This is a genomic window from Blastococcus brunescens, assembly GCF_035320885.1.
Classification (GTDB): Bacteria; Actinomycetota; Actinomycetes; order Mycobacteriales; family Geodermatophilaceae; genus Blastococcus_B; species Blastococcus_B brunescens.
Map to the genome: position 1 here is coordinate 2,741,251 of NZ_CP141261.1, position 18,165 is coordinate 2,759,415.

Here is an 18,165-nt window from a genome sequence, read left to right on the forward strand (position 1 = left end):
TGACACGGTCGTCCTCCGGACGACACCGCGGCCAATTGCCGTACCCCTGGTGAGCTGAGCCGCTGCGTCACGCCTGCGCGGGACCCTCCGGGCCCCGCTCGGCGTGACCTCGCAGGCGGCTTTCGATGGCCGGCGATCCACTGGGTCGCCGGCCGTCGGTTCTCCGGTATCGGTTCTGTCACGGAGTCACCCGGAGGGGCTGCACGCCGGTGTACGCCGACATGTGTCGGGTAGACGGCGTAGCGTGGGCGTCGTCAGAACAGCAGCGGACCCACGGTCGGACCGGTCCCCCGGTCCGGCAGATGACAACCAGCACGAGCACCACCGGTTCCACCCCAGTGACGTCCCCTGCTGAACCCGTACCAGCACGACCCGCGTGTTACGGACTCATCTCTTTCGGCGAGTCCGCGACGAACCGGGTGGGAACGGGAATCCGAGGGGCCATCCTGGCGCTGTGCAGGAGGCCGATCCGCAGCCGCGGGTCCGTGCGGTAGAGAGCGAGTGATGAGCCAGATGACCCAGACGCTGACGTCGACCCCGCCCACCGATGACCTCGTCGTCCCGTTCCACTGCGACCGCTGTGGAGCCCTGGCAAAGGTTCGCGTCGTTCTCGCGAGCGGCAGCGATCTCGTCTTCTGCGGGCACCACGCCCGCGAGTACGAGAGCAAGCTGCGTGACATCGCTGTCGACATCATCGACACGGACGGCGAGCAGCACGTGACTGCGTGAGGAAGGCGATATCGTCGCGCCCGCGATGACCGCCTCACCCGACGACGCCGCCGCGTCCTCCCCACCGCCTCGCGCGGGGAGGGCCGGCGGCTTCGTCGTTCCCGGGACCACCGGTCGACCGACACCGGAGGAACCCCCATGCCCCAGCAGCCGCCCGTGCACGACGAGACCGTGCGGATGCGCCCGGAGGACACCGACGGGCGCCCGTCGCCGGACGGCACCCGCCCTGGCCCCGACAGCAGCCGTCCTGCGCCCGACGAGGGTCCTCCGGCGCAGGTCGACGATCACGACGACACCCGGCCGGTCACCCGCGACTGGCTGCTGGGCGCGCCCGAGCAGGACGCCACCACAACCGGCGCCGCGCCGCACGATCCGGCCGACGGCGGGGACCGCACCCAGACGCTCGGCAGGTCCGACGCCCTGCCGCCCGGGGGACGAGGGACACGGTCCCGGTGACCGGCGCGCCGAACACCGATGTCGCGCGGTCCCCGTGCAGGAGACCGCGCCCGTCGGGGACACCCCGGACGTGCCTCCCCCGGCGTCGAGCCGCCAGCCGACGGTTCCGGCGGCCCTCGCGGTCCCTGGTGGCGTCGCCGGGCCGTCCTGGTGCCCGCCGGGGTGGTCGGCGCCCTCGCCGTGCTGTACGGCGCGGACCTGGCCCTCGCCTCCGGCGACATCCCCCGGTCGACGGTCGTCGCCGGCGTCGACATCGGTGGCCTCTCCCCGCAGCCGCCGCCACGGCCCTGGAGGAGGACCTGGCCCCGCGGGTCGACGCCGAGCACGTGGTGCGCGCCGACGACGTGACGGCGCCCTTCTCCCCGCTCACGGCCGGCATCACCCTGGACGTCGAGGAGACCATCGACTCCGCCGACGACCAGCCGCTCAACCCCTGGACCCGGCTGGCGTCCTTCTTCAGCGACCGCGAGGTCGAGCCGACCTTCACGGGCGAGGAGACCGCCCTGGCGGCGCAGATCGACGCGCTGGCCGAGCAGGTGGACCGCGCCCCGGTCGACGCCTCGATCCTCATCGAGGGGACCAACCCGTCGATCACCGAACCGGCCGACGGCCGCACGCTGGACCGCGAGGGCTCCGCGGAGGCGGTCATCGACGCGCTGCAGGCCGGCGCCGACCCCAGCACCCCCATCGACCTGCCGGTCGACGTGGAACCCGTCGACGTCGACGCGGCGGAGGCCCAGCGGGTGCTGGAGGAGACCGTGCAGCCCGCCCTGGCGGCTCCCGTGTCGGTCGTGGTCGAGAGCAGCGACGACACCGCAGAGGTATCGGTGGAGGCGATCGCGGCCTCCTTGACGTTCACGCCTCAGGAGGACGGCGGCCTGGCGGTCGGCATCGACCCGGCGGCCCTGCAGACGGCGCTGGGCGACGAGCTGGCCGTGTTCGGCAGCGGCGCGGAGGACGCTCGCTTCGAGGTGTCCGGCGGCGCCGTGACCGTCGTCCCGTCGGTCGACGGGACCGGGGTCGCACCGGCGACGCTGGCCGAGCAGCTCCTCCCGGTGCTGACCGAGCCGGCGCTGCGCACGGTGACCGCCCAGCTGGGCCCGGTGCCGGCCGACTTCACGACGGAGGAGGCGCAGGCGCTCGGCATCCGCGAGGAGATCGGCAGCTTCACCACCAACATCGGCAACCCGAACAGCGGGGAGAACATCCGCGTGGTCGCCCAGGAGGTCGACGGCGCGGTCGTCCTGCCGGGCGAGACGTTCAGCCTCAACGGCTTCACCGGCCCCCGCGGCACCGCCCAGGGTTACGTCGAGGCCGGTGTCATCAACAACGGGGAGTTCACCACCGCGGTCGGCGGCGGCATCAGCCAGTTCGCCACCACGATGTTCAACGCGGTGTTCTTCTCCGGGCTCGAGGACGTGTTCCACAAGCCGCACAGCTACTACATCAGCCGCTACCCGGCCGGGCGCGAGGCGACCGTCTACTACGACTCGATCGACCTCGAGTGGCGCAACGACAGCGACACCGGCGTCTTCATCGACACCGCCTGGACACCGGGCACCATCACGGTGACCTTCTACGGGACCAAGCGGTACGAGATCGAGTCGATCAGCAGCAACCGCTACAACCAGCGCTCCCCGTGGTGCAGGAGAAGCCCGACGACGGCAACTGCAGCCCCCAGGCCGGATCGACCGGCTTCGACATCACCGTCACGCGCATCTTCCGGGACCTCGCTTCCGGTGCCGAGATCAAGCGGGAGGACTTCCAGACCCGGTACGCCGCGGAGCCGGTCATCCGGTGCGTGCCTCCGGCCGCGCCCCCGCGGAGCCGACGCCGGGCGGCTGACCCGTCCCCCGCACGGGCGATCCTCCCCTGCGGCGGCCCGGGAGACCGCCCGTCGCGGTACCGGACGTGCACACTGGGCCGGTGAGCACCGTCCTGCCCAGCGGCTCCACCGCGCGAGCCGGGGAGCCACGGGCGGCCGACGACGCGACGGCCGGTGCCGAACCCGACCCGGCGACGTCGGTCGAGGCCCGACCGGACGGCCGGGTGCCCCGGGACGACGTGCCGGACGACGACGCCGCACCCGGCCGGCTGGACCGGTGGCCGGCGCCGGTCCGCGTGCCGCTGCAGGTCCTCGGCCGCACCCTGGCCAAGGCGTGGCAGGACCGCATCCTGGGCCTGTCGGCGGAGGCCGCGTTCTGGCAGATCCTGTCCGTGCCGCCGCTGCTGATCGGACTGCTCGGATCGCTGGGCTATCTCGGTTCCCTGATCGGCGCCGACGCCGTCCGCCAGATCGAGGACCAGCTGCTGACCGCCTCCGCCGAGGTGCTCACCTCCGACGTCGTCGACGACCTCGTCGCACCCACCCTGTCGGACATCCTCGGCTCCGGGCGGCTCGAGGTGGTCAGCCTGGGCTTCCTGGTGGCGCTGTGGGCCGGTTCCTCGGCGACGGCGACCTTCATGAACACGATCGTCATCGCCTACGACCAGCGCGACGTGCGCGGTCCGATACGCACCCGCCTGAAGGCCCTGTGGCTGTTCGTGGTGGGGATGTTCATGGCGGTCCTCACCCTGCCGCTGCTGGTGCTCGGCCGCGAGGTCCTCGTCGAGCTGATGCCGGCCGACTGGCAGTCGACGGGCATGGTCCTGGTCAACGCCGTGTACTGGCCGGTCGTGCTGATCGGGCTGTTCCTGGCGCTCACGAGCTTCTACAACGTGGTGCTGCCGAACCGGCTGCCCTGGCGCCGGCACCTGCCGGGGACGCTGCTCGCCGTCGGGTTCTTCCTCGTCGCGGCGCTGCTCCTGCGGAGCTACGTGGCCGACGTCCTCATCACGGCCCTGCCGTACGGAGCGCTGGCGGCGCCCATCGGTGCCCTGCTGTTCTGCTTCTTCTTCGGGATGGCCGTCCTGCTGGGGGCCGAGCTGAACGCCACCATCCAGGCCCGCTGGCCGGCGCCGCTGCGCCGGCACGACCGCCGCCGCCGCGAACGACGGGCAGCCAAGCTCGAGCAGGAGGCCAGGAGGCTGGGACTGCTGTGAGAACCGTCAGTGGGCGCTGATGCGCAGCTCCGGGGCTCGGAACTGCGCATGTGCGCCCACTGACGCGGCTGGTCATTTCTTGAGCTGCTCGTAGATCTCCTTGCAGGCGGGGCACACCGGGCTGCCGGGCTTCGGGCTCTTGGTGACCGGGAAGACCTCGCCGCACAGCGCCTCGACCATGGTGCCCATGACGGCGCTCTCGGCGATCTTGTTCTTCTTGACGTAGTGGAAGACCTCGTTGGCGTTGCCGGTGTCGGCATCACGCACGTCCGGCCGCTCGAGGATGTCGCTGCTGCTCACGGGATCTCCTACTCGTCTGCGGGGAACGCGGGCAACCACCCCGGGGTGGCGATGCGACCGCACCGGGCATCCATGATGACAGGGTGCATCCCTCCGGTTCGTCGACTCCCGATCTTCCTGCCGGCACCGTGCTCTCCCCGAGGTCGCCGCCGCTCTGAACGCCGGCCGGCCGGTCGTCGCCCTGGAGAGCACGCTGCTGGCCCACGGCCTGCCCCGGCCGGAGAACCGCGCGGCCGCAGATGACGTGGAGGCTGCCGTCCGCGCCGGTGGCGCGGTGCCCGCGACCATCGCCGTCCTGGACGGCGTCCCGCACGTGGGGCTGACCGCCGACGAGGTGGACCGCGTCTGCGCCGATCCCGATCTCGCCAAGCTGGGCGTCCGCGACCTGCCGGTGGCCGCCGCACTGGGGCTCAGCGGCGCCACCACCGTGTCCAGCACCGCCCTGCTGGCCGCGGCGGCCGGCGTCGGCGTCTTCGCCACCGGCGGTCTCGGCGGGGTGCACCGCGAGTCCGTCGACACCTTCGACGAGTCCGCCGACCTGACCGCGCTCTCGCGCACCTCCCTGATCGTCGTCTGCGCCGGGGTGAAGTCGATCCTGGACGTGCCGGCCACGCTGGAACGCCTCGAGTCCCTGTCGGTCACGGTCGTCGGCTACCGGACGACGGCCTTCCCCGGGTTCTACGTCGCGGACTCCGGCTCGACGCTGGACTGGTCGGTGGCCGACCCGGCCGAGGCGGCCCGCGTGTTCGCCGCCCGCCGGGAGCTGGCGCCCGGGGCCGTCGTGGTCGCCAACCCCTCCCCTCGACGAGCAGCTCGATCCCGCCCTGCACGACCGCGTCATCGCCGGAGCGCTCGCCGCCGCGGACGAGGCGGGCGTGCGCGGGAAGGACGTCACCCCTTCGTCCTCGACCACCTCCACCGCGCCAGCGAGGGGCGACGCTGGCGGTGAACGTGCGGCTGGTGCTGCGCAACGCCGAGCTCGCGGGGCAGATCGCGGCTGCACTGGCTCAGCTCCGCGGGCCGTCGGAGCTCCGAAGGCCGGCGGAGGTGTCCCGCTGACCGATCGCCCGCGCGTCGTCGTCGTCGGGGATGTCGCGACCGACGTCGTCGTGGTGCTGTCCGGGAGCCGGCGCCGGGCTCGGACCGGCCGGCGGCGATCCGCGCCCGCGGGGCGGCGCGGGCGCGAACGTCGCCGCGCACCTCGCCCGGCTGGGCACCCCGGTGAGCCTGGTCGGCTGCATCGGCGACGACGCCGCGGGCACCGGGCTCGCCGCGGAGCTGGCCGCCGGCGGCGTCGATCTGCTGCTCCGTGCCGTCCCGGGGCGGCCACGGGCACGATCGTCAGCCTGGTGGAGCCCGGCGGGCAGCGCAGCATGCTGGCCGACCGGGGCGCGAACCTGCGGCTGCGGCCCGACGACGTCCCGCCACCGGTGCCCGGGCGGCACCTGCACCTGTCCGGCTACACGCTGCTGGACCCGGGCCCCCGGGCCGCGGGGATCGCGGCGCTGACCTCAGCGGTCGACGCCGGGTGCACCGTCTCCCTCGACCCCGCGTCCACCGGCCCGCTCGCCGGCTACGGGGTGGACCGCTGGCTGGCCGACACGGCAGGCGCGACCGTGCTGCTGCCCAACGAGGACGAGGCACGCCTGCTCACCGGGTGCGCGGACCCGGGCGACGCCGCCCGGACCCTGGCGACGCGCCACCGGATCGTCGCGGTGAGCCTCGGTGCCGACGGCGCCCTCTGGGCCTCCGGCGAGGTGCTGGTGCACCGGCCTGCGCACGCGACCGACGTCGTCGACACGACCGGGGCGGGTGACGCCTTCGCCGCCGGGTTGCTGGCCGCCTGGCTGCCCGATCCGGGGATCGACCCGGGGACGCGCTGGACGCCGGTCTGGCGTGCGCCGCCGAGGTCGTGCGGAGGCCCGGGGCGCGCTGAGATCCGGCACACCTGTCTCGTCGTGACGAGATCGTGGTTGTCAGCGGAGCCGTGTTGGATCTAGGTTAGGCAAGCCTCACCTCAACCACTCGAACCGGCTTCGGCGGCGTGCCGCTCCGGCGTCCAGACGATGCGTGTGCCCGGCCGGTCCGCGGCTGACGCGCGCCCACGTCGGGCCGCCCCGACAGCCGGGAGGACCGCCTGTCACCGACAGCGGTCCGGAACACGGAAGGACACCATGCTCCGCGCACCACGACTGGTCGCACTCTCGACCGCCGCGCTCCTAGCCGGCGGTCTCGCCGCCTGCGGGACGGAGTCCTCGGCCGCCGACGACTCGACGGGCGGCGCCGGCGGCTCCACCCCCGTGACGGTCGAGCACGCCTTCGGGACCACGACGATCCCGCCCGAGCCCGAGCGCGTGGCGACGGTGCAGTGGGCCAACCACGAGGTCCCGCTCGCCCTCGGTGTCGTCCCGGTCGGCATGGCGGCCGCCAACTTCGGCGACGACGACGGCGACGGCCTCCTGCCGTGGGTCAGCGAGCGGCTCGAGGAGCTGGACGCCGAGGTGCCGGTCCTGTTCGACGAGACCGACGGCATCGACTTCGAGGCGGTCGCCGACACCGATCCCGACGTCATCCTCGCCGGCTACTCGGGCCTGACGCAGGAGGACTACGACACCCTCAGCGAGATCGCCCCGGTCGTCGCCTACCCGGAGGCCCCCTGGGCGACGCCGTGGCGCGAGATGATCGAGATCAACTCCGCCGGCATGGGGATGGCCGAGGAGGGCGCGGAACTCATCGCCGACCTCGAGCAGGAGATCGGCGACACCGTCGCCGAGTACCCCCAGCTCGAGGGCATGTCGACCATGTTCCTGACGCACGTGGACACGACCGACCTCAGCGAGGTCAGCTACTACACGCCCTACGACACCCGGAGCGCGTTCTTCGCGGACCTCGGGCTCGCCACCCCCGCGAGCGTCGAGGCCGCCTCGACCGACGCGGAGCAGTTCTCGGGCACGATCAGCGCCGAGCAGATCGACACGCTGGACGACGTGCAGATCATCGTGACGTACGGCGACCAGGAGCTGGTCGACGCCCTGACGGCGGACCCGCTGCTGTCGAAGATGCCCGCCGTCGCCGACGGCGCGATCGTCCTGCTCCCCGACACCCCGCTGGGCACCGCGGCGAACCCCACGCCGCTGGCGATCTCCTGGGTGCTCGAGGACTACGTCGCAATGCTCGCCGAAGCAGCTGACAAGGCTGCATGACGACCACACAGTGACCCTCGCTCCCTCCCGGACCCCGGGTGCCGCCACCGCGCAGCGCCCGGGGTCTGTGCGGCGCCCGGGGTCTGTCCGGGTGCTGTGGCTGCTGGTCGTCCTCGCGGTCCTGGTCGCGACCATGGTGGCCTCGGTCGCCGTGGGCTCGCGGGGCGTGGGCTGGTCCGACATCGTCGCCGCGCTCGGCGGGTCGTCGGACACCATCGAGGAGGCCGCCGTGACCAAGCGGATCCCCGCACGGTGCTCGCGGTGGTCGTCGGCGCCGCGCTCGGCCTCTCCGGCGCCGTGATGCAGGGGGTCACCCGCAACCCGCTGGCCGACCCCGGTGTCCTCGGCATCAACATGGGTGCCTCGCTCGCCGTCGTCGTCGGCTTCGCCTGGTTCGGGCTGTTCTCCGCGACCAGCATCGTCTGGACGGCGATCGCCGGCGCAGCACTGGCGGCGGTGTTCGTCTACGCCGTGGGCTCCCTCGGACGAGGCGGGCCGACCCCGTTGAAGCTCGCCCTGGCCGGCACGGCGACCTCGGCCGCACTCATCTCGTTCCTCACCGCCGTCGCCCTCCCCGCGGCGACATCGCCGAGAGCATCCAGTCGTGGGAGATCGGTGGTGTCGGCGGCGCCAGCTTCGGCGGGCTCGGGACGGTGGTGCCGTTCCTGGCGGTGGGGTTCGCCGTCAGCCTGCTGTCGGCCCGGGCGCTGAACTCCCTCGCCCTGGGCGACGAGCTGGCGGCCGGCCTGGGCGAGCGCGTCGTCCTCGCCCGGGCCGTCGCGGCCCTCGGCTCCGTCCTCCTCTGCGGGGCCGCCACGGCGGTCGCCGGTCCCATCGGGTTCGTCGGGCTCGTCGTCCCGCACGTATGCCGGCTGCTCGTCGGGGTGGACCACCGCTGGCTGCTGCCGTTCACGGCACTGACCGGCGCCTGTCTGCTCACCGCCTCCGACGTGGTCGGGCGCATCGTCGCCCGCCCCAGCGAGATCGACGTCGGCATCATCACCGCGCTGATCGGGGCGCCCTTCTTCATCGCCATCGTCCGCCGGCAGAAGGTGCGGGAGCTGTGACCGCCGTCGTCGCGCCGCCGGACCCCTCCAGCGTCGACCCGGCCACCGTCGACGCGGTCACCCGGAGCCGGGTGCGCCGGGCCGCGCGCCGGCGCCTGGTGATCGCCGTCCTCACCGTGCTGGTCGTGGTCTCGTTCGCGGCCTCGCTGATGATCGGCCGGACCTTCTACCCGCCCGGCGACGTGATCCGCGTGGTGCTCGGCGAGGACGTCCAGGGCGCCTCCTTCACCGTCGGCCGGCTGCGGCTGCCGCGCGCGGTCCTCGCGGTCGTGGCGGGGCTGAGCTTCGGCCTCGCCGGCGTCACCTTCCAGACGATGCTGCGCAACGCACTGGCCAGCCCGGACGTCATCGGCATCACCTCGGGGGCCGGCGCCGCGGCCGCCTTCGCCATCGTGGTCCTCGGCTGGAGCGGCACGGCGGTCTCGGTCACCGCGATCCTCGCCGCGCTGGGTGTGGCCCTGCTGATGTACGCCCTGGCCTTCACCGACGGCGTGGTGGGCACCCGCCTGATCCTCATCGGCATCGGCATCGCCGCGATGGCGCGGAGCATCACCTCCTACGTCCTGTCCGAGGCCGGGGCCTGGGACTTCGCCGAGGCGCTGCGCTGGCTGACCGGCAGCCTCAACGGCAGCACGTGGGAGGCCACGGTGCCCGCCCTGGTCGCGCTGGTGGTCCTGGCGCCGGTGCTGCTGGCGCTCACGCGACAGCTCGGGGCGCTGCAGCTCGGCGACGACACCGCCTCGGCGCTGGGCATCCGCGTCGACCGCACCCGCGTCGTGGCGATCGTGGCCGCGGTCGGCCTGCTCGCCTTCGCCACGGCGGCCTGCGGCCCGATCGCCTTCGTGTCGTTCCTCGCCGGGCCCATCGCCGCGCGGATCGTGGGTCCGAACGGCTCGCTGCTGATCCCGGCCGCCCTCGTCGGGGCGCTGCTCGTCCTGGTCGCGGACCTCGTCGGCCAGTTCGCGCTCGGGACCCGCTTCCCCGTGGGAGTGGTCACCGGAGTGCTCGGCGCTCCCTACCTGATCTACCTGATCGTCCGCACCAACCGCGCCGGAGGCTCGCTGTGAGCGGCTCTGCTGACCTGGCGGCTCCGCCGCACGCGAGCGAACGGGGAACACCGTGACCAGGGACCACTCGCTGTCGGCCGAGGACCTCGCGCTCGGGTACGGCGAGCGCACGGTCATCGAGGGCCTGGACCTGGCCGTCCCTGCCGGGCGCATCACCGCCATCGTGGGTGCCAACGCGTGCGGGAAGTCGACCCTCCTGCGCTCGATGTCCCGCCTGCTCGCTCCGCGCGCAGGGCAGGTCCTGCTGGACGGGACGTCGGTCCACCGCATGCCGGCCAAGGAGCTGGCCCGCACGCTCGGCCTCCTGCCGCAGTCGCCGATCGCGCCGGAGGGCATCACCGTCGCCGATCTGGTCGGGCGCGGTCGCCACCCGCACCAGGGCCTCTTCTCCCGGTGGAGCAGGCAGGACGACGCCGCGGTGGCCGCGGCCCTGGCGGCGACGCAGACGACGGAGCTGGCCGCCCGCGCCGTCGACGAGCTCTCCGGGGGCAGCGCCAGCGGGTGTGGATCGCCATGGCCCTGGCCCAGGAGACGGACCTGCTGCTGCTCGACGAACCGACCACGTTCCTCGACGTGAGTCACCAGATCGAGGTGCTCGACCTGCTCACCGACCTCAACCGGGCCCGCGGCACGACCGTCGTGATGGTCCTGCACGACCTGAACATGGCCGCGCGCTACGCCCACCACCTCGTGGCGCTGTCCGCCGGCCGGGTGCACGCCACCGGCACCCCGGCGGAGGTGCTGACCACGGAGAACGTGCGCGCGGTGTTCGGTCTGGACTCCCGGGTGATCGTCGACCCGACGTCGGGGGCACCGCTGATGCTGCCGATCGGCCGCCACCACATGGCGGCGCCGGTCGCCGCCGGCGACCGGATGGGCTGACCCCGCTCCGCGTCTCAGCCGTCGATGACGCGGACGGGGCGGCTCTCCAGCACGCGGTCGGGACGGGCGTCGTACCGGTTGACGTGCAGGCGCTTCTTGGGCGGCCGGTCGTTGGCCATGAGCACGGCGACCCAGGGCAGGACAGTGCCCAGGAAGGCGAAGATCAGCATGAGCCAGACGACCTGGTAGAACGACGCCGCGAGCACGATGAAGACGGCACGGATCCCCATGGTGATCGCGTACCGCTTCTTCCGGAACGCGTGCTGCTCGGCCATGCTCGGCTCGGCCTCGGTGATGAGCACGGGCTCGGGCTCCGACCGGCGGTGACGCGGGAACTGCTGGCTCGAGGCCACGGGCTCCATCCCTCTCCGACCGTGCGCCCTGGGGATTCCCGGGCAGTGCGCGGTGCACAACCCATCGTGCCACCGTCGCGCCGTCGACGCTGCTGCCCGCTGCTACTTCTCCCGGCTACGTCGCGGGCTGCTTCGCCGCCTTGGCCGCCTGCTTCTGCTCCTGCTTGAACGCCCGGACCTCCGCCAGCGACTCCGGGCCGGTGATGTCGGCGACCGAGCGCCGGGAGCCCTCCTGCCCGTAGTCCCCCGCGGCCTCGCGCCAGCCGGGAGGCGCGACGCCGTACTGCTTGCCGAGCAGGGCCAGGAAGATCTTCGACTTCTGGGCACCGAAGCCGGGCAGCGCGGTGAGTCGCTCCAGCAACGCCGGCCCGTCCGGAGCGTCGCCCCACAGGTTCTCGGCACGGCCGTCGTAGCGCTCGACGAGCAGCCGGCACAGCTCCTGGGCCCGCCCGGCCATGGAGCCCGGATAGCGGTGCAGCGCCGGTGGCCCCTGGAAGACGCGGGTCAGCTCCTCGCCGTCCATCTCGGCCAGCCGGGCGGCGTCCAGCTGGTCCACCCCGAGACGGTCGGCCAGCAGCCGGGGAGCGCCGAAGGCGCGCTCCATCGGGAACTGCTGGTCCAGCAGCATCCCGATCAGCAGGGCGAGCGGGTCGCGACCGAGGAGCTCGTCGGCGGCGGCGTCCTGGGCGATGCGGAGGTTCGGCACGGGGCCGATCCTGCCCGACCCGGGAACGGGGCACGACGCCCGCGGCCCCAGGCCGGACCCGGCGCCGGCGCGTGCGGCGCACCACTGGAGGTGACAGGTGCCTGAAAGCGGCATGAGAGCCGGTGGAGGAACGCTCCGAGACGTCGGAACTCGAGGACGAGGAGTGGACATGTCCATCGACGAGCAGAAGGTCGAGCGGTTCGTGGGGCAGGTCGTCGGCGACCTCGGCGCCACGGTCTCGACCGCCCTGGCGCACATCGGCGCTCGGCTGGGCCTGTACCGGGCGATGGCCGGTGCGGGACCCCTGACGCCCGGAGAGCTGGCGCGGCGCACCGGGGTGCACGAGCGCTACCTGCGGGAGTGGCTGGCCGACCAGGCGGCCGGAGGCTACGTGGAGTACGACCCCGCGCGCGGCACCTACGAACTGCCACCTGAGCACGCTCTGGTGCTGGCCGACGAGGACAGCCCGGTCCACCTGGCGCCGGGCTTCGAGCAGATGGCTGCGGTCTGGGCGATCGAGGAGAAACTCCGGTCGGCGTTCCGGTCGGGAGACGGCGTGGGCTGGCACGAGCAGAGCCCCGGGCTCTTCGGGTCCACGGAAGCGATCTTCGCCCCTGCCTACCGGACGCACCTCGTCGGGAGCTGGCTTCCCGCGCTCGACGGCGTGCAGGCGAAGCTGCGGGAGGGTGGGCACGTCGCCGACGTGGGTTGCGGCCACGGCGCGTCGACGATCCTGCTCGCCCAGGCCTTCCCGAACGCCACCGTGTCGGGATTCGACTATCACGACGCCTCCGTCCGGACCGCCCGGCGACGTGCTGCCGGAGCCGGGCTCGACGTCGGCGACCGGCTCCGGTTCGAGGTGGCGGACGCGAGCGGGTACCCGGCCCCCGGCGACGGCTACGACCTGATCTGCTTCTTCGACGCCCTGCACGACTTCGGCGACCCGCTGTCAGCGGCCGTGCACGCGCGCGAGTCGCTCGTCGAGGACGGCGCCGTGATGCTCGTCGAGATCCGTTCCGGTGACCGCATCGAGGACAACCTGAACCCGCTGGGACGGCTCGCGTACGGCATGTCCACGTTCGTCTGCACGCCCCATGCGCTCTCCCAGCAGGGCGGCTTCGCGCTGGGCGGGCAGGCCGGGCCCGCGGCGATCGGCGAGATCTTCGAGAAGGCCGGCTTCACGCGGTTCCGGAAGGTCGCCGAGGCCCCGATCCACCAGGTGCTCGAGGCCCGTCCGTAGGCGAGAGATCCCGAGGCGCACGCTGCCCCCACCGACCCGGGGACTACCCGCGCCCCTCGGCCGGCCGGGCTGCCAGCAGGCGCTCGATCTCGTCGACCACGAACGTGACGACGTCCACGTCGCTCATGCACCGACCGCGCGTCTCGGCGGCCGCGAACGCCTCCTCCCCGATGACCGCCGCAGCGCGGCGGCTGCGGCGCGCAGACGGTCGGCGTCCGCGCCGAAGGGCGCGGCGCCGGTGGTGGCGGTGCGCACCGCGCCGTGCAGGACCGCGGCGGCCTCGCCTGCGCCGACGCGCTCGAACAGGACCACGAGGTTGTGCAGCGTGGTCCACAGATGGACCCAGTCGCCGCTCGTCCGCCAGTAGTGGACGATCTCGCGGAAGGCGCGCAGCGCCTCGTCCGGCTTCCCGTGCCGCGCCGCCAGCGAGGCGACCGACACCCGTGCCACCCCGGCCACGAACCGGTTGCCCACCGGGCGGGTGGCCTCGATGGCCTGGGAGAAGGCGGCGAGCGCCACCTCGGGCGCGGCGTCCAGCCGGATCTCCCCTCGAGGTAGCTGAATCCCGCCCGCAGGCTCGGGGCGCCGGCTCTCTCCACGGCCCGCCAACCGGCGTCGAGACGTGACCGCGCCTGCTCCGGCTGCCCGCGGTAGGCGGCCGCGTGCACGCGGTAGAGGTGGCCCAGCGCCTCGACGTAGGGATCCCCGCCGCGCGCGCCCGTTCGAGGACCTCTTCCCCTCGCCGGTCGACGTCGTCCAGGCGCCCCTGGTAGAGGGCGATCTCCGCGGACAGCTGCGTGGCCCGCAGCACCAGGCGATCGTCGGAGGTCGCCGCGAGCACCCGCGCGCCGTCCTCGAGCGCCCGGTCCAGCTCACCCCGCTGCATGCGGCCGACCGCAGCCGTGAGCAGGGCAGCCGGGCGGGCGGGGTGGGCGGAGGCTCCCGGTAGCTCGAGCGCGCGCTCCGCCCACCCGTACACCTCGTCACGGAGCCGGTAGTACGCGTAGTCGCACAGCAGACCGGGCAGCCGCAGTGCCACCTCCAGCCGGCCGGACACGCACGCCCGGTTCTGCGCGGCACGGACGTTGGCCAGTTCGGTGTCGACGAGGTGCACCCACTGCGCCTCGTCCGGACCCCGCAGGCCGTCCGCGACGTGCTCCACCAGGGAGAGGTAGTGCTCGGCGTGACGGCGACGCCAGGACCGCAGCTCGCCCCGCTCCTCGAGGTGGGCCTCGGCGTAGGCCTGGAGGCTCTCCAGCAGGCGGTAGCGCGCGTGCCGGTCCGAGCGGTCGACGGCCACGAGCGAGTGGTCGACCAGTTCGGCCAACCGGCCGGCCACGGCCCCTGCCGGTACGCCGTCCCCGGCGCAGACCCGGACCGCGGCGTCGAGATCGAACCCGCCGGCGAACACCGCGAGCCGATCGAAGAGCCGCTGCGTCATGACCGGGAGGAGCTCGTAGGACCAGTCCAGGGCGGCCTGCAGGCTCCGGTGCCGCGGTGGGGCGCTGCCGGAGTGCTCGGTCAGCACGTCCAGCCGCGAGTCGAGCCGCTCGGCGATGTCGGCAGGAGTCATGGACCTCGTCCGTGCCGCAGCCAGCTCGATCGCCAGCGGCAGACCGTCGAGCCGGCGGCAGACCTCCAGCACGTCCTCCCGGTCCTCCGGGGTCCACACGACGGTGGGATCGGCCGACGCCGCCCGTTCGCGGAACAGCTGCACCGCGGTGCCCGGCCCCTCTTCCACGACGTCCAGGGGTGCGACCGGCCACACCTGCTGGCCGGAGACGTCGAGCGGCTGCCGGCTGGTGGCCAGCACGCGCACGTCCGGGCATCGATCCCGGAGCCGATTCACCAGACCGGACGCGCCCGCCAGGACGTGTTCGCAATTGTCGACCACCAAGAGCACCTGCTGGGCCCGGAGGACCTCGGACAGGCCGTCGATCGCGCCGCGCTCGGACGGCAGCACACCCAGCGCGGTCGCGACGACGTCGGGCACCCCACTCGAGTCGTCGGCACCGACGAGGTCGCAGAGCACCACGCCGTCGGCGTAGTCCTCGGCCAGTTCGCGGGCGACGTGCCGGGCCAGCCGGCTCTTGCCCACCCCACCCACGCCGGTCAGGACCACGACCCGGTTCTCCGCCAGCGCTGCCGCAACGCCCCGGAGATCCGCCTGCCGACCGACGAAGCTCGTCACCTCCCCGGGCAGGGTGCCGATCGTCCCCCTCGACGCACGCTGCCCTCCTGCCGACCGGCGCACGTCCACCCCGCCCTCGACCGACGGGGCCGGCCACGGGAGGTGCTCGCTCTGGTCGAGGATCGCCCGCTCGAGCTCGCGCAAGGCCGCCGACGGCTCGATCCCCAGGTCCCCGACCAGCGTGTCGCGCAGGTCCCGGTAGACGGCGAGCGCGTCCGCCTGCCGTCCGGTGCGGTACAGCGCCACCATCAGCAGGCCGCGGAGCTGCTCGCGGAGCGGATTGCCGGCGATCGGCACCTCGAGTTCTGCCACGACATCCGCGTGGCGCCCCAGGATCAGCAGCGCTTCGGCGCGGAGCTCCACCGCCGCCCAGCGCAGCTCCGCCAGACGTGTTCCCTCCACGAGCGCGCGCTCGTGCTCGAGCTCCGGCAAGGGCGGTCCCCGCCACAGCCCCAGCGCCTCCCCGTCAGCTCGACACCGGCATGCGGTGCCGCGGCGGCGCGCGCCTCGCCGACCAGCCGCTCGAAGCGACCGGCGTCGATCCGGTCGGGCTCGACGATCACTGCGTAGCCCCCGGGGCGCGTGACGAGCACGTCTCGGGCGGGCGCGCCGCCCCTCTGCTGGAGCAGCCCTCGCAGCCGGGAGACCTGCGTCTGGATCGCGCCGGCCGGATCGTCGGGTTGGCCGTCGCCCCACAGGATGTCGGCCAGCCGGTCGTTCGGGACGACCGATCCGGCCTCGGCCAGCAGCGCTGCCAGCAGGACGCGCTGCGTCCGGCTGCCGAGCCGGACCTCGTGGCCGCCGACGTCGACGCGCAGCTCACCCAGGATCCCGAACCGGAGCTCCGGCCCTCCCGGACGTGACCGCACGTTCATGGCGCTGCCGACGGTATCGGGGCCGGCCGCGACGGAGCGCCCTTCGTCCTCTCCTCGCGCTGGTCCAGTGGCGTCCCGATCAGGAGCGGAGCGGGTCGGGCCCGAGGAGCCCCGACGGCGCCGGATTCCGGGCGATGCCGAGCTGGGCTCGTCAGTCGTCGTCGGGTGCGGCTTCCGACAGGACGACCAGCTGACGGAGGCAGTGGTCCCGCAGGGGCTCGGGAAAGCCTTCGGCCAGCCGGTAGTAGACGACCCGCCCCTGCTTCCGGTTGGCCACGAGCCCCGCTGTGCGCAGCAGCCGCAGGGCGTAGCCGACCGCGTCCTCGGTGGCCTCCAGCGCCAGCGCGAGATCTCCGACGCAGAGTTCCTCGACCAGGTCGAGGGCGAACAGGACCCGGGCCCGGGTCGGATCGGCCATGAGGCTCAGCACGCTCGTCAACCGTGCGGTCTCCTCCCGGCCGGGGAGCCTGGCGCGGGCATGGGCGACCCGCTCGGGGTCGACGGGGTGCGCGTGGTCGGGCGCGGGCATCGGGACATCCACCTCCTGGACCTCCAGTGCCCGCACGGACTCCGGCTATGCCGGCCCGCCGACGTGGGGAGCCGTGCGGCTCGTCGACGGAGGGATACGGCGAGTTTGTCCGTACGACCGTACGGGCATCCGGGCGACGCCTGCGGCGTCGCAGACGGGCGCTGCGCTCGCACACCGACGACGAGGAACGGAGACCTGGTCCATGGCGAGGAAGCGGATCGACGAGGCCGACCAGAACGGTCACGGCGGCGGCATGTCGCACGAGGCGACGATGTACCTGCGTTTCGCCGCCATGATCACCACGTCCATGGTCGTCATGTACTTCACGATGTTCGCCGGCACGTGGGAGTGGAGCCACGTCCGGTTCAGCGAGAGCCGCCTGTTCATGGCGCTCACCATGGGCGGGACCATGGGGCTGATCATGCTCGGCTGGATGCTCGGCATGTACAAGAACGGAAAGGGCAACATCGCCATCGTCGCGGCGAGCCTGCTGCTGCTGGGTGGGGGCATCGCCCTCGACCGGAGCCAGGTCACGGTGGACGACCGCAACTGGATGAGCGCGATGATCCCGCACCACTCCCTGGCCATCACCAGGTCCGAGCGCGCCGACATCGACGACGTCCGCGTGTGCCAGCTGGCCGTCGAGATCATCGAGGCGCAGGAACGCGAGATCAGCGAGATGGAGTGGCTGATCCAGGACATCGAGGAGAACGGCGAGGCGGAGACGCTCGAGGAGGCGAGGAACGGCCCGTCCCCGAGTTCGGCGGGTCCGCGCTGCGCGACTGTCCTCCGGCGGGCTGACCCGGCATGGCTCGCATGGCGCGGCGCGGAGGAGACGCTCACGGCGGCGTTCCCGAGGCCGACCGCCGGACCTGGTGCTCCGGCAGGTAGTCGAGGACGAGGTACCGGGCCGGACTCGCCCAGAACGGCCACGGGTCGGCGTGCCGCCCAGCTCCTCCTGCGCACGGCGGTCCCGGTCCTGGACCCAGACGAGCGCCGCGTAGTACGCCAGCAGTCCGGCCAGCGCGACGAGGAAGGCGTGCCTCCAGCCGCCTTCGGCAGCCCGTCCGGGAGGATCGGTGGACCCGGACGGCCACCACCATGGCACCCCACGAGCTGGCCACGACGGTGCCGCCACCGCGGACGCTCGCGACCTACCGGTGCTCGGGCGGGATCTCCCCGCCGGAGATGCGGCAGATCCACCGGACGCGTCCGGGGCGGAGGAGAACTCCCCGTCCTGGGGCGCGGGGCGCAGGAAGAGGGCCTGGATCCCGGCCAACTCCAGGGCCCGCTCCACCTGATGGGACGCGCTGCGCAGCACCGGCCGACGGCCGGCGGCGACGGAGGCCTCGGCGCACATGAGCATGAGGGCGAGCCCGGAGGAGCTGACGAACGTCACGGCGCCGGCGTCGATCGCGTCGACCACGACCCGGTCACGGCGCTGCGTGCTCGCGAACCGCGTCGCGACCGCGGTGTCGACGTCCCCGCGCAGGCACAGCACCCGCCGGTCAGGCGCCTCGGCCTC

At 73.3% G+C, this 18,165-nt stretch carries 19 protein-coding genes and 5 pseudogenes; 18 read left to right on the forward strand and 6 right to left on the reverse strand.

Annotated elements, in window-relative coordinates:
- The first annotated feature begins 513 nt into the window (after positions 1 to 513).
- From U6N30_RS18250 to U6N30_RS18275, 6 genes and pseudogenes are all read left to right on the forward strand, one after another.
- On the forward strand, positions 514 to 729 hold the full coding sequence (locus U6N30_RS18250; protein ID WP_170182566.1) for a DUF7455 domain-containing protein: 216 nt from the start codon (positions 514 to 516) through the stop codon (positions 727 to 729).
- A 138-nt stretch (positions 730 to 867) separates the two neighbouring features.
- Complete coding sequence (locus tag U6N30_RS18255) at positions 868 to 1,185, forward strand: hypothetical protein (RefSeq protein ID WP_324273372.1); 318 nt, start codon at positions 868 to 870, stop codon at positions 1,183 to 1,185.
- A gap of 150 nt (positions 1,186 to 1,335) precedes the next feature.
- Positions 1,336 to 1,533 (forward strand): hypothetical protein, encoded by a 198-nt coding sequence (locus U6N30_RS18260; RefSeq protein WP_324273373.1) that lies wholly within the window; start codon positions 1,336 to 1,338, stop codon positions 1,531 to 1,533.
- A pseudogene (locus U6N30_RS18265) lies at positions 1,530 to 2,705 on the forward strand (VanW family protein); the annotation flags it as partial. The gene U6N30_RS18260 and the pseudogene U6N30_RS18265, both read left to right, overlap by 4 nt.
- Positions 2,706 to 2,824: 119 nt before the next feature.
- Entirely contained in the window at positions 2,825 to 3,115 is a 291-nt protein-coding gene (locus tag U6N30_RS18270; protein ID WP_324273374.1) for a hypothetical protein, read from the forward strand.
- Positions 3,112 to 4,227 carry a YihY/virulence factor BrkB family protein gene (locus tag U6N30_RS18275; protein WP_324273375.1) on the forward strand — a complete coding sequence of 372 codons (1,116 nt, stop codon included), beginning with the start codon at positions 3,112 to 3,114 and terminating at the stop codon, positions 4,225 to 4,227. The genes U6N30_RS18270 and U6N30_RS18275 overlap by 4 nt, the downstream gene beginning before the upstream one ends.
- Before the next feature lie 72 nt (positions 4,228 to 4,299).
- Here U6N30_RS18275 and U6N30_RS18280 read toward each other — a convergent pair whose 3' ends face one another.
- Positions 4,300 to 4,527, reverse strand: a complete 228-nt coding sequence (locus U6N30_RS18280; RefSeq protein WP_142024936.1) for a DUF3039 domain-containing protein — start codon at positions 4,525 to 4,527, stop codon at positions 4,300 to 4,302.
- A 196-nt stretch (positions 4,528 to 4,723) separates the two neighbouring features.
- Between U6N30_RS18280 and U6N30_RS18285 the strand changes: the two genes are divergently transcribed.
- From U6N30_RS18285 to U6N30_RS18330, 10 genes and pseudogenes are all read left to right on the forward strand, one after another.
- Positions 4,724 to 5,476, forward strand: coding sequence for a pseudouridine-5'-phosphate glycosidase (locus tag U6N30_RS18285; RefSeq protein WP_324278366.1), 753 nt, complete (start codon positions 4,724 to 4,726; stop codon positions 5,474 to 5,476).
- Positions 5,477 to 5,616: 140 nt separating this feature from the next.
- Positions 5,617 to 5,769 (forward strand): annotated as a pseudogene (locus U6N30_RS18290) (hypothetical protein); the annotation flags it as partial.
- 107 nt (positions 5,770 to 5,876) lie between these two features.
- Complete coding sequence (locus tag U6N30_RS18295) at positions 5,877 to 6,527, forward strand: carbohydrate kinase family protein (protein ID WP_324273376.1); 651 nt, start codon at positions 5,877 to 5,879, stop codon at positions 6,525 to 6,527.
- A 174-nt stretch (positions 6,528 to 6,701) separates the two neighbouring features.
- Positions 6,702 to 7,730: an iron-siderophore ABC transporter substrate-binding protein gene (locus U6N30_RS18300; protein WP_324273377.1), complete on the forward strand. Its 1,029-nt coding sequence runs from the start codon at positions 6,702 to 6,704 to the stop codon at positions 7,728 to 7,730.
- Positions 7,731 to 7,821: 91 nt separating this feature from the next.
- Positions 7,822 to 8,031: a hypothetical protein gene (locus tag U6N30_RS18305; RefSeq protein WP_324273378.1), complete on the forward strand. Its 210-nt coding sequence runs from the start codon at positions 7,822 to 7,824 to the stop codon at positions 8,029 to 8,031.
- A complete protein-coding gene (locus U6N30_RS18310) occupies positions 7,992 to 8,441 on the forward strand; it encodes an iron chelate uptake ABC transporter family permease subunit (RefSeq protein WP_324273379.1) in 450 nt (149 codons plus the stop codon). The genes U6N30_RS18305 and U6N30_RS18310 overlap by 40 nt, the downstream gene beginning before the upstream one ends.
- Complete coding sequence (locus tag U6N30_RS18315; protein ID WP_324278367.1) at positions 8,342 to 8,797, forward strand: FecCD family ABC transporter permease; 456 nt, start codon at positions 8,342 to 8,344, stop codon at positions 8,795 to 8,797. The genes U6N30_RS18310 and U6N30_RS18315 overlap by 100 nt, the downstream gene beginning before the upstream one ends.
- Positions 8,794 to 9,864 carry a FecCD family ABC transporter permease gene (locus tag U6N30_RS18320; protein ID WP_324273380.1) on the forward strand — a complete coding sequence of 357 codons (1,071 nt, stop codon included), beginning with the start codon at positions 8,794 to 8,796 and terminating at the stop codon, positions 9,862 to 9,864. Before U6N30_RS18315 ends, U6N30_RS18320 begins: the two co-directional genes overlap by 4 nt.
- A gap of 163 nt (positions 9,865 to 10,027) precedes the next feature.
- A pseudogene (locus U6N30_RS18325) lies at positions 10,028 to 10,368 on the forward strand (ABC transporter ATP-binding protein); the annotation flags it as partial.
- A 69-nt stretch (positions 10,369 to 10,437) separates the two neighbouring features.
- Positions 10,438 to 10,746: an ABC transporter ATP-binding protein gene (locus U6N30_RS18330; RefSeq protein ID WP_324278590.1), complete on the forward strand. Its 309-nt coding sequence runs from the start codon at positions 10,438 to 10,440 to the stop codon at positions 10,744 to 10,746.
- Positions 10,747 to 10,760: 14 nt separating this feature from the next.
- On the opposite strand, the gene U6N30_RS18335 is transcribed toward U6N30_RS18330, so the two are convergent.
- A complete protein-coding gene (locus U6N30_RS18335) occupies positions 10,761 to 11,099 on the reverse strand; it encodes a DUF3099 domain-containing protein (RefSeq protein WP_324273381.1) in 339 nt (112 codons plus the stop codon).
- Between the two features lie 115 nt (positions 11,100 to 11,214).
- On the reverse strand, positions 11,215 to 11,805 hold the full coding sequence (locus U6N30_RS18340; RefSeq protein ID WP_324273382.1) for an HhH-GPD-type base excision DNA repair protein: 591 nt from the start codon (positions 11,803 to 11,805) through the stop codon (positions 11,215 to 11,217).
- Positions 11,806 to 11,974: 169 nt separating this feature from the next.
- Between U6N30_RS18340 and U6N30_RS18345 the strand changes: the two genes are divergently transcribed.
- The gene (locus U6N30_RS18345; protein WP_324273383.1) at positions 11,975 to 13,045 is read left to right on the forward strand and encodes a methyltransferase domain-containing protein; all 1,071 of its coding nucleotides are present in this window, start codon (positions 11,975 to 11,977) and stop codon (positions 13,043 to 13,045) included.
- 43 nt (positions 13,046 to 13,088) lie between these two features.
- On the opposite strand, the gene U6N30_RS18350 is transcribed toward U6N30_RS18345, so the two are convergent.
- From U6N30_RS18350 to U6N30_RS18365, 3 genes and pseudogenes are all read right to left on the reverse strand, one after another.
- A complete protein-coding gene (locus tag U6N30_RS18350; RefSeq protein ID WP_422677955.1) occupies positions 13,089 to 15,932 on the reverse strand; it encodes an ATP-binding protein in 2,844 nt (947 codons plus the stop codon).
- Positions 15,860 to 16,111, reverse strand: a pseudogene (locus U6N30_RS34135) (AfsR/SARP family transcriptional regulator); the annotation flags it as partial. The pseudogene U6N30_RS34135 and the gene U6N30_RS18350, both read right to left, overlap by 73 nt.
- A 151-nt stretch (positions 16,112 to 16,262) precedes the next feature.
- A complete protein-coding gene (locus tag U6N30_RS18365; protein WP_324273384.1) occupies positions 16,263 to 16,640 on the reverse strand; it encodes an ArsR/SmtB family transcription factor in 378 nt (125 codons plus the stop codon).
- A 562-nt stretch (positions 16,641 to 17,202) separates the two neighbouring features.
- On the opposite strand from U6N30_RS18365, the pseudogene U6N30_RS18370 reads away from it, so the two are divergent.
- A pseudogene (locus U6N30_RS18370) lies at positions 17,203 to 17,265 on the forward strand (DUF305 domain-containing protein); the annotation flags it as partial.
- Positions 17,266 to 18,165 lie beyond the last annotated feature (900 nt).

What these genes read in the sequence shown, in the direction of transcription:
- U6N30_RS18255 (WP_324273372.1), top strand. Translation starts at nt 868, where the DNA reads ATGCCCCAGCAGCCGCCCGTGCACGACGAGACCGTGCGGATGCGCCCG.
- U6N30_RS18345 (WP_324273383.1), top strand. Translation starts at nt 11,975, where the DNA reads ATGTCCATCGACGAGCAGAAGGTCGAGCGGTTCGTGGGGCAGGTCGTC.
- U6N30_RS18250 (WP_170182566.1), top strand. Translation starts at nt 514, where the DNA reads ATGACCCAGACGCTGACGTCGACCCCGCCCACCGATGACCTCGTCGTC.
- U6N30_RS18365 (WP_324273384.1), bottom strand. Translation starts at nt 16,640, where the DNA reads ATGCCCGCGCCCGACCACGCGCACCCCGTCGACCCCGAGCGGGTCGCC.
- U6N30_RS18300 (WP_324273377.1), top strand. Translation starts at nt 6,702, where the DNA reads ATGCTCCGCGCACCACGACTGGTCGCACTCTCGACCGCCGCGCTCCTA.